This window comes from Methylobacterium sp. C25, assembly GCF_021352225.1.
Taxonomy (GTDB): domain Bacteria; phylum Pseudomonadota; class Alphaproteobacteria; order Rhizobiales; family Beijerinckiaceae; genus Methylobacterium.
The window spans coordinates 41610-55956 of the sequence record NZ_JAAUVI010000016.1; the positions used below are offsets into that span (position 1 = coordinate 41610).

13 protein-coding genes are annotated in these 14347 nt (G+C 67.8%); 4 read left to right on the forward strand and 9 right to left on the reverse strand.

Annotated features, from left to right (window positions below; all coding sequences use genetic code 11):
- Nucleotides 1-149: 149 nt before the first annotated feature.
- The 4 genes from fchA to HCU64_RS23540 form a co-directional block, all read right to left on the reverse strand.
- A complete protein-coding gene (gene fchA / locus HCU64_RS23525; RefSeq protein ID WP_183505947.1) occupies nucleotides 150-776 on the reverse strand; it encodes a methenyltetrahydrofolate cyclohydrolase in 627 nt (208 codons plus the stop codon).
- Between the two features lie 3 nt (nucleotides 777-779).
- Entirely contained in the window at nucleotides 780-1646 is an 867-nt protein-coding gene (locus tag HCU64_RS23530; protein ID WP_233386822.1) for an NADP-dependent methylenetetrahydromethanopterin/methylenetetrahydrofolate dehydrogenase, read from the reverse strand.
- A gap of 212 nt (nucleotides 1647-1858) precedes the next feature.
- Nucleotides 1859-2803 (reverse strand): D-2-hydroxyacid dehydrogenase, encoded by a 945-nt coding sequence (locus tag HCU64_RS23535; protein WP_233386823.1) that lies wholly within the window; start codon nucleotides 2801-2803, stop codon nucleotides 1859-1861.
- 141 nt (nucleotides 2804-2944) lie between these two features.
- Complete coding sequence (locus tag HCU64_RS23540) at nucleotides 2945-4153, reverse strand: aminotransferase class V-fold PLP-dependent enzyme (RefSeq protein ID WP_233386824.1); 1209 nt, start codon at nucleotides 4151-4153, stop codon at nucleotides 2945-2947.
- Nucleotides 4154-4769: 616 nt separating this feature from the next.
- Between HCU64_RS23540 and HCU64_RS23545 the strand changes: the two genes are divergently transcribed.
- The 3 genes from HCU64_RS23545 to HCU64_RS23555 are packed head-to-tail and all read left to right on the forward strand — an operon-like array spanning nucleotide 4770 to nucleotide 7305.
- Nucleotides 4770-5594, forward strand: a complete 825-nt coding sequence (locus HCU64_RS23545) for a UDP-2,3-diacylglucosamine diphosphatase (RefSeq protein WP_233386825.1) — start codon at nucleotides 4770-4772, stop codon at nucleotides 5592-5594.
- Nucleotides 5591-6655 (forward strand): glycosyltransferase family 4 protein, encoded by a 1065-nt coding sequence (locus HCU64_RS23550; RefSeq protein ID WP_233386826.1) that lies wholly within the window; start codon nucleotides 5591-5593, stop codon nucleotides 6653-6655. Before HCU64_RS23545 ends, HCU64_RS23550 begins: the two co-directional genes overlap by 4 nt.
- Before the next feature lie 56 nt (nucleotides 6656-6711).
- On the forward strand, nucleotides 6712-7305 hold the full coding sequence (locus tag HCU64_RS23555; protein WP_233386827.1) for a ribonuclease HII: 594 nt from the start codon (nucleotides 6712-6714) through the stop codon (nucleotides 7303-7305).
- A 185-nt stretch (nucleotides 7306-7490) separates the two neighbouring features.
- Here the strand turns inward: HCU64_RS23555 and HCU64_RS23560 are convergent, their stop codons facing one another.
- The 5 genes from HCU64_RS23560 to HCU64_RS23580 form a co-directional block, all read right to left on the reverse strand.
- Nucleotides 7491-9797: a TonB-dependent receptor family protein gene (locus tag HCU64_RS23560; protein ID WP_233386829.1), complete on the reverse strand. Its 2307-nt coding sequence runs from the start codon at nucleotides 9795-9797 to the stop codon at nucleotides 7491-7493.
- Between the two features lie 70 nt (nucleotides 9798-9867).
- A complete protein-coding gene (locus HCU64_RS23565; protein WP_233386830.1) occupies nucleotides 9868-10257 on the reverse strand; it encodes a DUF2946 family protein in 390 nt (129 codons plus the stop codon).
- A gap of 26 nt (nucleotides 10258-10283) precedes the next feature.
- Nucleotides 10284-11660 carry a PepSY-associated TM helix domain-containing protein gene (locus HCU64_RS23570; RefSeq protein ID WP_233386831.1) on the reverse strand — a complete coding sequence of 459 codons (1377 nt, stop codon included), beginning with the start codon at nucleotides 11658-11660 and terminating at the stop codon, nucleotides 10284-10286.
- A gap of 43 nt (nucleotides 11661-11703) precedes the next feature.
- Nucleotides 11704-12033 (reverse strand): hypothetical protein, encoded by a 330-nt coding sequence (locus HCU64_RS23575; RefSeq protein WP_233386832.1) that lies wholly within the window; start codon nucleotides 12031-12033, stop codon nucleotides 11704-11706.
- A 354-nt stretch (nucleotides 12034-12387) separates the two neighbouring features.
- A complete protein-coding gene (locus HCU64_RS23580) occupies nucleotides 12388-13545 on the reverse strand; it encodes a PA0069 family radical SAM protein (protein ID WP_233386833.1) in 1158 nt (385 codons plus the stop codon).
- Nucleotides 13546-13701: 156 nt separating this feature from the next.
- Between HCU64_RS23580 and HCU64_RS23585 the strand changes: the two genes are divergently transcribed.
- On the forward strand, nucleotides 13702-14220 hold the full coding sequence (locus HCU64_RS23585; RefSeq protein ID WP_233386834.1) for a hypothetical protein: 519 nt from the start codon (nucleotides 13702-13704) through the stop codon (nucleotides 14218-14220).
- The last annotated feature ends 127 nt before the right edge of the window (nucleotides 14221-14347 follow it).

A 14347-nucleotide genomic window follows, 5' to 3' on the forward strand; every position in this document is an offset into this window, starting at 1 on the left:
GCGTTTCCTTTTGCGAAGCATCCTCGCGTAAAAGTCAGTTCACGTGAAGCTGCCTGCGCCTGAACTTTTTCTTCTCTGGCAATTCAATTTGGTTGTCTGCCAGTTGTTTATAGAATTCATTTAAAGCGGAGCCGGCGGCATGAGCCGGCTCAATTGACCTTGTTCTTGACGACCTCGTAGACGCGCTCGTTGATGGCCGAGGCTTCGCCGAGCAGGCCCTCGAGTTCCTTGAGCCGCTCCTCGGCGAAGGCGCGATCGTCGAGGCCCTTGGCGTTGACGTAGACGTTGAGCGCAGCCGAGCGCAGGCCTGCGTAAGCCGAGAGCACGGCGACGCCGGCATCCGAAATCACGTTGAGATTGCCCTTGTCGGCGACGGGCACGGCGAGGTCGATCACCTCGCGGCAGACCCGGCAGCAGGCGAGCGGTACGTCGGTGGCGACCTTGAGCGCCGCCTGGATCTTCTCCGCCCGCGCGGCCTTTTCTTCGTCGGTGTTTTTCGGAAGCCCGTAGGCCGCCATCACCGCGTCGAAGGCCTCGACGTCGTCGGCGATCATGCCGGTGAGCGTCGCGCGCAGTTTTTCGGATTGGGCGAGGACGCCCTTCAGCTCCTCCTCGACCTCGACGTATTTCTTCTTGCCGATGGTCAGGTTGCACACCATCGACAGCAGGGCCGCGCCCATGGCGCCCGAGATGGCGGCGGCACCGCCGCCGCCGGGGGTCGGGGCGGAGCTCGCCAGCCCGTCGAGGAAATTCGCGATGGTCTCGTTCTGGGCCATGGCTCAGGCCATCTCTTTGGCGAGGGCGTAGATGTTCTCGGCGTCGAACACGCCTTCGCTCGACTCGAAGAGCTTGGCGATGCAGGCGCGGTGCAGCTTCAGCTTGAGGCCGCCGATGCCGAGCGCGCCGAGCGCGATCTTGCCGTTGTAGTCCTTGGCCTTGTCGGTGGCCTCGATGCCGCCGATGCCGAGCGGGGGCTGGGCGTTGTAGTCGGCGACGATCTCGACCGACGCTTCGTTCTGCCAGGCGGCAGCCGGGACGAGCTCGAGCCCGATGGCGCCGGCCGTGAAGATCAGGTTCTGACCCTTGATGATCGCGGCGCGCGAGGCGTCGTCCGGCGTCTCGGCGGCCGTCACGTTGACCTTGAAGCGCTTGTTGATGGCGTCGGCGGCGGCCTGCGCCTTGTCGAGCTTGCGCCCGCAGACGATGACCTCGGCGCCCTCGCCGGCCAGAAGCGCGGCCGAGCGCATGCCGACCGGGCCGGTGCCGGCCAGAACGACGGCCTTCTTGCCCTTCACGGAACCGCCTGCCGCCTTCACGGCGAGCGCGACGCCGGCTGCGGCGGTGGTGTTCGAGCCGTTCGAGTCGAGCATCACCGAGACGCGGAACGGGCCGAAGAAGCGCTTCTTGACCGCCTCGAACACCTTCTCGCCGGCGGCCATGTCACCGCCGCCGACGAAGATCGCCGTCGACTGCTTCTCCTTGCCGCCGCGGGTGTAGATCGTGCCGTCGACATAGGCGCCGACGTTCTCGGGGGTGACGTTGCCGTAGCCGGTGATGTGATCGGCACCGCCGTCATAGCCAACGACCACGTCGAACACGCTCGGGGTGGCATCCGTGTCGAATTGGAAGAGAAGCTTCTTGGTCATGATTCCTCTGGCGATCTGGTCGCGCGTTGCTTGGCGCGTTTCCTAGAAGCGGCCCGTAAGGCCGCGATTATTTCACCCGTCATTCCGGGGCTCGCTGCAGGCGAGAACCCGGACTTCCAGAAACACAGGTCTCGATCCATCCGGCCGCCTCGGCGGCTCTGGATCCCGGGTTCGCCTTCGGCGCCCCGGGATGACGGAGCATGCGTCGGGCTCTAAGCCTCGACGACGTTCTGCGGCTTGCCGGCGACCCAGGCCTCGACATTGTCGACGAGCTGGTCGGCCAGGATCTGCATGGCCTCCTTCGAGGCCCAGGCGACGTGCGGCGTGACGATGAGGTTCGGCAGGTCCTGCTCGCACAGGATGTTGCCGTCCTTCGGCGGCTCCTGGGCGACCACGTCGAAGCCGGCGCCGCCGATGGTGCCGTTCTTCAGTGCCTCGACCAGGGCGGCCTCGTCGATGAGCCCGCCGCGAGCCGTGTTGATGAGAAGGGCGTGCTTCTTCATCTTTTTCAGCTCGGCTGCGCCGATCATGCCCTTGGTGTCGGGCGTCAGCGGGACGTGCAGCGTGATGACGTCGCTGTCGCGCAGAATGGTGTCGAAATCGACGAGGCCCGGCTGCTCGAAGACATCGTAGGCGATGACCTTCATGCCGAGCGCTTCGGCGCGCTTGCCGATCGACTTGCCGAGCGCGCCGTAGCCGACGATGCCGAGCGTCGAGCCGGCGATGTCGTGGATCGGGTAGTCGAAGTAGCAGAACTGGCTCGACTTGTTCCAATCGCCCCGGCGCACGGAATTGGCGTAGGGGACGATGGCGCGGCGGAGCGAGAACATCAGCCCGATCACGTGCTCGGGCACGGTGTTGAAGGCGTAGCCGCGGATGTTGACGACGGTGATGCCCTGCTCTTTCGCCTGCTTCTTGTCGACGACGTCGGTGCCGGTGGCGGCGACCGCGATGAGCTTGAGGTCTGGAAGCTGCTTGAGCACGTCGGCGCGCATCGGCACCTTGTTGATGAGAGCGACCTCGGCACCCTTCAGGCGCTCGACGATCTCCTCCGGCGTCCAGGTCGAGTCGTATTCCTTGTAGTCGTGCGGGAAGCTGAAGCTCCGCACCTTCGCGTCGAGGGATTCGCGGTCGAGGAAGACGACTTTCTTGGTCATGGTTTGTCCCTGCCTTCGGGCCGTGGCGTCGGCCGTCACGTGTTCTTGTCCAGGGTTTCGGACGAGGCGTCGAGACGCCTCGTCCGATGGTCGGACTGCGCGAGCCTCGAGACCTAGAGGGGGCTCGAGGCTTGGCGAGACTCAGGACTTCGAGAGCGGGTTCTCGCGCAGGTAGCTCGAGGCGGCAGCGACGCCCGAGCCCGGCGTCACCTTCACGCCATTGTCGATCATCGCCATCTCGGCACCGGCGATGGCGCCGAGGAGCGAGAGCTCGTTCAGGTCACCCACGTGACCGATGCGGAACACCTTGCCGGCGACTTCCGACAGACCCGCGCCGAGGGCGAGGTTGTAGCGGACGAAGGCGTGCTTGATGATCGCGGCGGCATCGACGCCCTCCGGCACAACGATCGCGGTGACGGTATCGGAGTTCCACTTGGGCTCCTTGGCGCAGGTCTTCAGACCCCAGGCCGCGACGGCCTGGCGGGTCGCCTCACCGAGCACGTGGTGGCGGTGGTAGACGTTCTCGAGACCTTCCTCGTTGAGGCAGGCGAGCGCCTCGCGCAGGCCGTAGAGCAGCGGGACCGACGGGGTGTAGGGGAAGTAGCCCATCGGGTTCTGCTTCCGCATGTCTTCCCAGTCGAAGTAGACATGGGCGAGACGGTCGTTGTTGCCGCGCAGGGCCTCGGAGGCCTTGAGCGCCTTCGGGCTGATGCAGATCACGCCGAGGCCGGCCGGCAGCATCAGGCCCTTCTGCGAGCCGGCGATGGCGCAGTCGACGCCCCATTCGGTGGCCTTGAAGGGCAGCGAGCCGATCGAGGAAACGCCGTCGACGAAGAGCAGGGCCGGGTGGCCGGCAGCGTCGATCGCCTTGCGCACGGCGCCGATATCCGAGGTCACGCCGGTGGCGGTCTCGTTATGGACGACCATGACGGCCTTGATCTCGTGGTTCTTGTCCTCGCGCAGAGCCTGCTCGATCTTCGCCGGATCGGCGCCGGTGCCCCAGGCCTCTTCCTGGACGATGACGTCGAGGCCGATGCGCTTGGCCATGTCGATCCAGAGATGGCTGAACTGGCCGAAGCGCGAGGTCAGCACCTTGTTGGTGCGCGCCAGGGTGTTGGTGAGAGCCGACTCCCAGATGCCCGTGCCGGAGGCCGGGAACATGATGATCGTGCCGTCGGTCGAACCGAACACCTTCTTGGTGTCCTGGAACAGCGGCTTGGTCAGCTCGGGGAAGTCGACGGAGCGGTGATCCTCGGAAGGCACCAGCATCGCGCGCTGCACGCGGTCCGGAATGTTCGTCGGACCCGGAACGAAGAGGTGGTTGCGACCAGGCCGTCTCGTTGCCGCCATGAGTGTATCCTCCAAAAATTCTGTCTCTATCGGCCGGGCCGTGAGCCCGATCCTGTTGTCACATCGTCGTGGCGGGGCCTACCCGCCTGGAAAGCGATCCCGCGGCCCCGCTGGCGCATGGCTCTGGCCGGCAGACAGCCGATTGTCCCCACTTGCGCAGGGCCCCCGCCCATCGACCGTCGTCGGACCTGTCGGAAACGCCGAGCCCGGCGGAGCGGCGATACGGCTGATGCCGTTCGCGTCGCGACGTGCTGCCCACGCCGGTCGCCTCCGCAGTCTCGTTGTCTTCGATGCCTCAGCCGCCGTCCCCATACAAGGGCGCGGCGCGGGCGTCGAACCTCGTCATTTCCTGACCGAAACCTCGCGCGGCCGCTCCGTTTCGCACGGCCTGCCACCACGGCTCTCGTTGCGACGGATGATGCCCGGCTTGCCCACGAAAGGAAAACTTAAAAAACTCAATCGGATGGCAAAAAGAATTTCCGGCGTTGCGCGCCGGACTCAGCCCTCCGCCAACGCGCGGAAACTCCTTTCCGGCAGCACCCAGGCGGGGTCGGCGTCATCAAACTGATATGGGATTTCGGTTTGGCTCCGATGCTCGACAAGGCCGGAGGAGCGGGTGGCAGAGGATCTGGAAACGACGCTCCGCGTGCGGACGCTCTTTCTGTCCGACACACATCTCGGGACCAAGGGCTGCCAGGCGGCGCTGCTGCTCGAATTCCTGCGCGAGGTCGACGCGGACACGATCTACCTCGTCGGCGATATCGTCGACGGCTGGCAGCTCCGCTCGGGCTGGTACTGGCCCCAGGCCCATAACGACGTGGTCCAGAAGCTGCTGCGCAAGGTGCGCAAGGGTGCCCACGTCATCTACGTGCCGGGCAACCACGACGAATTCCTGCGCGACTATATCGGCACCACCTTCGGAGGCGTCGAGCTTGCCGAGAGCCACATCCATGTCGGCGCCGACGGCAAGCGCTATCTCGTGATCCACGGCGACCAGTTCGACATGGTGGTGCGCCATTCGAAGTGGCTCGCCCATCTCGGTGATGGCGCCTACACGGCAGCCCTCACCGTCAACACCCTGCTCAACAAGGTGCGTCGGCGGCTCGGTCTCTCCTACTGGTCGCTCTCGGCCTGGGCGAAGCTGAAGGTGAAGAACGCCGTCAACTTCATCGGCAAGTTCGAAGAATTCCTGGTCAGCGAGGCGCGCCGCCAGGGCGCCGACGGCGTGGTCTGCGGCCATATCCACCATGCCGCCAACCGCGACATCGACGGCTTTCGCTACATCAACACTGGCGACTGGGTGGAATCCTGCACGGCGGTGGTCGAGCATTACGACGGCCGTATGGAAGTGCTGCACTATCCCAGCATGCTGCGTGAGCGGGAGGCCGCCGCGACGCAGCCGCCGCCCTACGTCGACACACCGTCACGGGCGGTCGCGTGAGGCTGCTGATCGCCACGGATGCCTGGCATCCCCAGGTGAACGGGGTGGTGCGCTCCCTGGAGCAGATGGTGCGGGCGGGCGAGGCGCAGGGCGTCGAGCCGATCTTCCTGACGCCGCAGGATTTCCGCTCGGTGCCGATGCCGGGCTACGGCGAGATCCGGCTCTCCTTCGTGACGCGGGCCGGGGTCATCCGGGCCTTCGACGGCCATGCTCCGACCCATGTCCACATCGCCACCGAGGGGCCGATCGGCCACGCGGCGCGCCGGGCCTGCCTCGCCAGGGGGCGCCCCTTCACCACGAGTTATCACACGCGCTTCCCCGAATATCTCGCGGCCCGCGCGCCCGTGCCGGAACGATGGAGCTACGCCTGGCTGCGCCGCTTCCACGCGGCGGCGAGCGGCACCATGGTGAGCACGGCCTCGCTCGAGCGCGAGCTCGCCGGCCGCGGTTTCTCGAACCTGATGACCTGGACCCGCGGGGTCGATACCGAGCTGTTCCGACCGCAGGAGAGCGACGCCCTGGCCGGCATACCCGGCCCGATCTTCCTGTTCGTCGGGCGGCTCGCGGTCGAAAAGAACATCTCCGCGTTCCTTGGGCTCGATCTGCCGGGCACCAAGGTCGTGGTCGGCGACGGACCGGACCGGGCGCGCCTGCAGGGGCTTCATCCGGAGGCGCGCTTCCTCGGCACCAGGACCGGCGAAGAGCTGGCCAGGATCTACGCGGCCGCGGACGTCTTCGTGTTCCCGAGCCTCACCGACACCTTCGGCATTGTGCTGCTGGAGGCCTTGGCCTGCGGCCTGCCGGTGGCCGCCTTCCCGGTGACCGGCCCGCTCGACGTGCTCTCGGGAACCGGCGCGGGCGTGCTCGACAACGACCTGCGCACGGCGGCGCTCGCTTGCCTGGACATCCCGCGCGAGCGCTGCCGCGCGGAGGCGCTCCGACACACATGGGCCGAGAGCGCGCGTCAGTTCTACGGGAACATCGAGACCGCCCACGGGGTGGGGCCGATGCGCGCGGCGCGGCGCGGCCGGCCCTCGGCGAGGCTCGTCGAACTCGGGTGACGCGCCGGCCCCGGGATGCGAGAAGCCGTCTCCCGCCTTCTCCTGCTCCTGGCCAGATGCCTCCGTTCGATCCCGCACAGGTTGCCCAGTATCCCGCCGCGATCGGCTGCGACGAGGTCGGTCGCGGCGCCTTGTGCGGCCCGGTCATGGTCGCGGCGGTCTGGTTCAATCCGCTCCTGTTCCCGCCGCACCTGCTCGCCCGGCTCGACGACAGCAAGCGCCTCGATCGGGCGACGCGCGAGCTGTTGAGTCCGCTGATCCGCGCTCATGCCCGGGTCGCCCTCGCCGCCGCCTCGTGCGGGCTCGTCGACCGCATCAACGTGCGTGCCGCGACCCTCGACGCCATGCGCCGGGCCGTGACGCGGCTCGGTGTGGAGGCGCCGGTTCTGGTCGATGGGCGCGACGTGGTGCCGGGGCTCACGCTGCCCTGTCGCGCGGTGGTGGGCGGCGACCGGCTGGTGCCACAGGTCGCCGCCGCCTCGATCGTCGCCAAGGCCTGCCGGGACGCGCTGATGCGGCGTCTGGCGCTTCGCCACCCGGCCTATGCCTGGGAGCGCAATGCCGGCTACGGCACCGCGGCCCATCTCGCCGGCCTGACCGCGCAGGGGCGAAGCCCACATCACCGCGTGAGCTTCACCAGCCGGTTCTGAGGGCCATAGCCTCGTTCGGCGCTTTGTACGCACCCTGCACGTCCGAGACGGGTGGATCTCTACCCATCCGCTCTCGGGATGGCGGGTCGGAAACGCTGACGTCCAACGCGTCACGGAAGCTGACCGAAACCGAAGCGTCCGGTCACAGGCTGGAAGCCCAAGATGCGGACGCTCCCGCTTGCGCATCAGAACGACAGCTTCATCCCGCCGATGAAGTTGCGCGGTGCCCCTGCGAAGACCGAGCCCGTCGTGTTGGCGAGGACGTTCGCGCCGTTCTGCAGGCCCGTCGCGCCGCTGATCGTGTCGGCGAGGTTCTGGGCCGATGCGATATAGGTTCTGTCGAAGATGTTTCGGACTTCGAAGAACAGGTTCAACCGCTTGGCGTAGCCGGTCAGTTCGGTCGTGTAGTGCAGGTTGAGGTTGACGATGGCGTAGCCCGGCGCCCGCAGCAGGTTGGCGTTGTCGAGGTAGAAGCCGTCTTGGAACACCGTCTCGACATAGCCGCCGAGCCCCGCCAGGGGCCCCGTCGGCTGGTCGTAGCCGATCCGGGCGAGGAGCTGGTTGGCGGGAACGCCGGGAATGTGGTTGCCGGCGCGGTCGAAGCGGCGCGTCAGGCCGCCGGCGCTGAGCTGCTCGGTGTAGTTCGTGTAGACTTGGTCGTCGAAGGTGTAGGCGGCGGTGGCCCGCCAGCCCGGCGCGAAGGCCCAGTCGGCGCCCAGCTCGATGCCGCGATGCTCCGAGGCCGGTGCGTTGAAGGTGTAGCTGAGCAGGCCGGCGCCCGGTGACTGCGTGACCAGCTCGTTGCGGAAGAACTCGTAGAATCCGGTGAGGCTGAACTTCACACCCGGAAGCGGCGTCCAGTCGGTGCCGAGGTCGAAGCCGAGATTCTCCTGCGTCTGCAGCCCCGAATTGTTGCCGGGCACGCCGGCCGAGGTCACCGCGAGGTTCGAGACCGAGGGCGTGGCGTAGCCCGCCGCGACGCGGCCGCGAAACTGCCAGGCCTCGTCGAGCCGGTAGAGCAGCGACAGCTCCGGCGCCACGTTCAGGAAGCTGCGGTCGATGGTGGCGCGGGTGGAGGTGATGCCGCCGACCGTCGGGTAGGCGTAGGTGATGTTGCGGCCGGTGATGGTGGTGTTCTCGGCGCTGATGCCGGCCACCGCCGTCCATTGGTCGGAGAGCTGCAGCTCGAGGCGGGCGCGGCCGCCGAAATTGGACTGGGTCGCGTCGAGATCGGCCGTGAGCGCGCCGAGTCGCGGCCCGAAATAGGGCATCCGGTTATAGGTCAGCTGGTGGCTGTCCAGCGTGTTGAAGGCCAGCGCGACGTAGCCGGTCGCCGGCAGGCCGAAGAGATCGCCGCGCCGGGTCACGTCGGTGAGGAAGTTCAGCCCCGGAAAGTCGCCGCGCGACGAGCTCGTATAGAACGGCTGGTTGATGCTGCGGTCGTCGAAGACGAGCTGCGTGCGCCAGGTCGTGAAGGCATCGAAATCGTGCTCCCAGCGGCCGCCGATGATGGTGCGGCGGTCTCCGCGCATGAAGGCGCCTTCGGTGGCGGTCACCGGCACCGTGGCGCCGTTGCGGCCGTTCAGGAGCAGGTTGAAGGTCGTGCAGCCGGGTGCGGCCGTCGCCGCCGTGAGGCAGCCGCGCTGGAAGGGGTTGATCGCGAACTGGTTCAGCGAGGAGCGCGCCGGCAGCAGCGTGAAGACCTCGTTGTTGATGATCTTCAGCGTGAAGCGGTCCTCGGGCTCCGGCGTGTAGGTGCCGAGGAAATTGATCGTCTGCGTGTTGAAGGAATTGTGCTCGATGAAGCCGTTGCCGCGGGTGTCGCTGGTGAAGAGGCTGTATTCGAACGGTCCGCTGACGCCGCCGAAGGCCGCGTAGTTGTTGAGATAGCCGTTGCTGCCGGCATCGGAGCCGATCTCGACGCCGTTGATCTCGGAGCCGCGGCGCGTGACGAAGTTCAGGGCGCCGCCGGTGGCGAAGTTGCCGAAATAGGCCGATTGCGGCCCCCGGAAGACGTCGATGCGCGAATAGGCGCGCGGGTCGACGAGGTCGAAGCGCGAGGCGCCATCCGCCTGGGTGACCGGGAAGCCGTCCTCCAGCACGACCATGTTGCGCGACACGCCGGTGGCGCGGGCGTTGTTGCCGCGGATCGAGACCACGACGTCACGCGGGCCGTTGCCCTGGCGCACGGTCACGCCGGGGCTGTTGCGCAGGATGTCGGCGACGGTGGTCGCCGGGCGATTGTCGATGACGCCCTCGCGCCCGACGCTGGTGACGATCTCGCCGACCGGACGGTCGAGCGGCGTCGGCGCGGCGGCCTGGTTGGCGGGCGGCGGCGGGCTTGCCGCGCCGGCCCCGCCGCCCTCGGCGACGACGGAGATCTCTTCCAGGTTGGTGCTCTGCGCCTGCGCCGTCGCGATTGCGAAGGGGCTGGCCGCGAGCAGCAGGGCGAGCGTGCGGCCTCGCGAGAGGCGGCGGAGGGGGGATGGCATCGAAATCGGCTCGTCTGATCGAAGGTGACGCCGGGCAGCTTCACGGCGTGAGGACAGGGTGAGATCGCGATCAGGCGAGGGAGGGCGGCCCGCGGGCTTGCGGCAGGGTTTTCGAGATGGCGTGGCCGCGAGCGGGTGGCGGCATCGGCCAGGAGACGACCAGCCAGCGCAGGGTGCGCGCAATGACGGGAAGGCTCGGCAGGGTCGGCGTCGCGACACCCGCCGAGCACAGCCCGCAATGGCTGCATCCCGGCATGCTCGGCTGCGGGGTCGCCACGCCGCTGACATCGTCGCCGGGAGCCAGCGTATGGCCGCAGATCGTCAGGTCGAGCGTCGGGCCGGCCGAGGCGAGATCCCAATGCAGGGCGAGGGCCGGCGCGAGCGTCTGGACCCAGAGCGCAAGCAGCAGCAGGGCGGCGCCGAGCAGCCGAGATCCGGTCCAATGAGGTCGGGACGACACGGGAGCCTTGCCCGTTCGCGCTTTGATCAGCCCGCCATCCGCGTTCGGGCGAACTGAAAGCCCATGTCGATCAGGAGCATGCTCAGGATCACGAGGCCGGTCAGCGGGAACAGCGCGCCGAGCACGACCACGATCAGGCTGACGCCGGCCACCACCCGCTGGTCGCGCGGCCAGGGCGGCGTGCCGAGGCGGCCGGCGGGGCGGCGCTTCCACCACATCACGCCGGCCGTGACGGCGAGCAGGATCGTGGCGAGGCAGAAGGCCAGCATGGCGAGCTGGTTGGCGAGGCCGAAATGCTCGCCCTTATGGATGCCGATCCCGTATTGCACGGCCCGCGCGACGCCGCCGAGATCGCCGAAATGCACGTCGACCAGCGGCTTGCCCGTGTACTGGTCGAGGGAGACCATGCGCTGTTGGCCGACATCCTTCGGATAGGCCGCCGCCGCGAAGACGCCGGTCGGGCCGGTGGGCAGGGAGAGTTCGTAGCCGCGCGGCATGCCGAGCTGGGACAGGATCGCCGCGGCCCGATCGGTGCCGATGCCGCCGGCCGAGACCGGGGCTGATTTCGGAACCGGCGCGTCCTGCATCGCCCAACCGGCCGTTTCCAGCACCTGCCCCATCGGCACGGTGGAGACGGGCTTGCCCGCCCAGAGCGCGCGAGGCTGGCCGAGGCCTGCCTCGTTCGACCAGACGCGGAACTGCTGGCCCCACCAGATCGACCAGGGCAGGCCGGTCGTGGCCAGGAACAGGATGCCGAGGCCGGCGACGAGGCCGGTCACGGCATGGAAATCCCGCCACCAGACCCGCTTGCTCGGGCTTTCGCGCACTGAGACGACGCCTCCGGTCTGGCCGCGTGGCCACCACAGATAGGTGCCGGTGACCACGAGGATGATGGTGAAGCCCGCCACCACCTCGATCACACCGTTCGCGTTCGGCCCGAAATAGGCGAGGCTGTGCAGGTGCCTCAGCACCATCATGAACTCGCCGTCGCGATCGACCCGGTCGAGCACGTCGCCGTTATAGGGGTTGAGATAGACGAGGGTCTTGCGACCGCCCTCCTGCATCGTGACGATCGCCGAGGCGTCGGGCGCAGCCGGATCCGTGTAGGAGAGCGGCCGCCCGTTCGGCACCGCCTCGGAGGCGTTGAAGATCAGGCGGTCGGGACTGAGCGGCGCCTTCGCCTGCACCGCCACGACGTTCCGGTAGGCGAAGACGGTGCCGTTGATCTCGTCCTTGAACAGGTAGAGCGAGCCGGTGACCGAGAGCCCGATCAGGAAGGGCAGGCAGAGCAGCCCGGCATAGAAATGCCAGCGCCAGACGGCGCGATAGGCCGCCGCCTGCCACGAGGAGCGGATGCGCGGCAGGGCTGCGAGCGCAGCGTCGCCGGTGACGGTATGGGACATGGAAAATGGGGTCCGGGCCTGGAGCGATCGGAGGACTGATCGATCAGGCGGCCGGCGGACCCCTTGGATTCGTGGTGGGATCGGGCGGCGCGCGCGGCATGACCGCGTCGGAGGGCTGCCAGGCGAGCCGGACGGCCTCCCGCGAGGGCCAAGCGACCGCAATGGCGACGGACGGTGCGGGCACGAGCGGAGTGTGCGAGGCCGCCATCGGCAGACAGCAATCATGCTGGCGGCAGGGCACGGAATGGTCGTCGGACGGGCCATTGGCCGGGCCCTGTTCGGCGCAGATCACGCTGGCCGGATCCGCCAGCGACGCGACCGGCTGCAAGGCGCCGAGGAAGGCCTGCAGGAACAGCGCATAGAGCGCGGCCACGGCAATGACCGCGCGGCCGTGAGCCGATCGGTACGAAGGCCTGCGCATAATTCGACTAAAAGCTGCTGGTGGAACGAGCGTCAATGCGGCAGGGACAGCATTCCAAGGGCCGCCGGCGCGCGTTGCTGCGGCGCCACTCCTTCTCTGGAGGGAATCCGCGGTCACCTGACCACCGGTCATCGACAGAGATCGCCCGCCTTCGGGAAGTGTGGACGCTAACCTCGCGCGGCCGCAACGGGTGCCTCGTTGCCGGAGGGCCGCCCGTATGGAGATCCGGTTGCGGGACCAGCTCGACCGTCCTCATGCGGCGAGGTTGGGTCGGAATGCGACGCTACCCAGCGCCAAATGTCGACACTAGAGAAGGCTGAGCTGGTCCCCTGGCCGTTCGGGCCGGCGAAAGAGGTCGGTGCGCTGCCGAAGTTTTTCCTCCGGGTAGCCGAGGCGCGTCTTGGCGATGCGGAAGCGGCGCCGGATCAGGTCGGCGTAGGGCCCCTCCCCGATCAGCCGCGTGCCCCAGGCCGAATCGTAGCTCTTGCCGCGGCGGGCCTGCCCGAGCAGCGAGAACACGTGATCCCGTCGGCCGGGATAATGCTCGGAGAACCAATCCCCGACGAGGCCGTCGAGCTCGTGCGGCAGGCGAAGCAGAACGTAGTTGGCCTCGCTGGCACCGGCCTCCCGCGCGGCTTTCAGGATGGCCTCGATTTCGTGGTCGTTGAGGGAGGGGATGATGGGGGCGACGATCACCATCACCGGCACGCCCGCCTCCGCCAGGCCCCGGATCGCCGCGAGGCGCTTCTGCGGGTGCGGTGCGCGCGGCTCCATGCGGCGGGCGAGGCCGGGATCGAGGGTGGTCACCGAGATCGCGACCTTGACGAGATCCTCTTCCGCCAGCGCAGAGAGGATGTCGCGGTCGCGCAGGACGAGCCCGGATTTGGTCACGATCCCGACCGGATGACGAAAGCGGGCGAGCACCTCCAGCACGCCACGGGTCAGGCGATGCTCGCGCTCGATCGGCTGGTACGGATCGGTCGCGGTGCCGAGCGCAACGGTGCGCGGGACATAGCCGGGCCGCGAGAGATCCTTCTCCAACGCGGCCGCGGCGTTCGTCTTGGCGAACAGTCTCGTCTCGAAATCGAGGCCCGGCGAGAGTCCGACATAGGCATGATTGGGCCGCGCAAAGCAGTAGACGCAGCCATGCTCACAACCGCGATAGGGATTGATCGACCGGTCGAAACCGATGTCGGGCGAGGTGTTGTAGGTGAGCAGCGTTCGCGCGACTTCCGTTGCCACGGAGGTGCGCAGCGAATCCGGCGCCGCATCATGCTCTGGGTCAGCATGCGGAACATGTTCGCGCTGCGCGCCCCAGCCGTCGTCGAAATCCTCTCGGAACGCCGCCTCGAAGCGGCCGGTGGGATTCGCTGTCGCTCCGCGACCGCTCCGCGTTTCGGGGCGCGGGCGTGCACCAGCGATGCGGCGTGCTGTCTCCTTCGGATCGGGTTTGGACGAGGCCATGGCGGACGGGTCGCAATGCAGGACAACTAGAACATAAAGTGAACATGCCTGTCCGTCGATGCACATATTGCGGGCATCGCGTTCAATCGCGGGGGATTTTGTCTGCGATCGCGGTCAACTGCTTGGCGCATCGTGAAAATGCGTTATGGGCGCCGGATGATCTCGGCCCTGATTCACGTGCCTCGGCCCGCCGATCCAGAGGCTGTCGAGCGGCTCGCCGATACGCTGAGCGCTTTGGTCGAGGGCGTGGCGGCAGGGCTCGTCGCCGATGCCGTGATCGTCTCGGCGCAGGCCTTCAGCGGATTGGAAATCATCGCCGACGGCTCCGGCGCCGCGCTCGTCGTCAGCGGATCGGAGAACCCATGGCAAGCCGCCGCGCGGGCCGCGCGACGCGACTGGCTGCTCTGCCTGGAAGCGGGCGATCTGCCGCGCGAGGGCTGGATCCGCAGCGTAGACAGGTTCGTCGGGACAGCCCGTCCGGACATAGTGCTCGGCCGGCTGCATCGCTCTCACGCAGCGCTCGGCGACCGGCTCGGCGCGCTCGTCGACACGCTCATCAACAGGGCGACGACAAGGCCCGGCGATCTGGTCCGCCGCGCGAGCTTGCTCGGCGCTCCGCCCCCTTCCCCGCGTCAGCGGCCAAAGGCGTTGTCGGCTTGGGTCGATCGTGCCTGACAGCTCAGCATGGCGCAGCCGCCTGGCGACATGGACAGGCACCCGACTCCGCCTCATGATCCCGGTTACCGAAACGGTCGATGATCCGGCCAATGCAACGCCTGCCCTACTCCTACCGAGACGACCC

Coding starts and splice junctions, on each gene's coding strand:
- fchA (WP_183505947.1), bottom strand. CDS start 776: ATGGCCCAGAACGAGACCATCGCGAATTTCCTCGACGGGCTGGCGAGC.
- HCU64_RS23530 (WP_233386822.1), bottom strand. CDS start 1,646: ATGACCAAGAAGCTTCTCTTCCAATTCGACACGGATGCCACCCCGAGC.
- HCU64_RS23535 (WP_233386823.1), bottom strand. CDS start 2,803: ATGACCAAGAAAGTCGTCTTCCTCGACCGCGAATCCCTCGACGCGAAG.
- HCU64_RS23540 (WP_233386824.1), bottom strand. CDS start 4,153: ATGGCGGCAACGAGACGGCCTGGTCGCAACCACCTCTTCGTTCCGGGT.
- HCU64_RS23555 (WP_233386827.1), top strand. CDS start 6,712: ATGCCTCCGTTCGATCCCGCACAGGTTGCCCAGTATCCCGCCGCGATC.
- HCU64_RS23560 (WP_233386829.1), bottom strand. CDS start 9,797: ATGCCATCCCCCCTCCGCCGCCTCTCGCGAGGCCGCACGCTCGCCCTG.
- HCU64_RS23570 (WP_233386831.1), bottom strand. CDS start 11,660: ATGTCCCATACCGTCACCGGCGACGCTGCGCTCGCAGCCCTGCCGCGC.
- HCU64_RS23580 (WP_233386833.1), bottom strand. CDS start 13,545: ATGGCCTCGTCCAAACCCGATCCGAAGGAGACAGCACGCCGCATCGCT.
- HCU64_RS23585 (WP_233386834.1), top strand. CDS start 13,702: ATGATCTCGGCCCTGATTCACGTGCCTCGGCCCGCCGATCCAGAGGCT.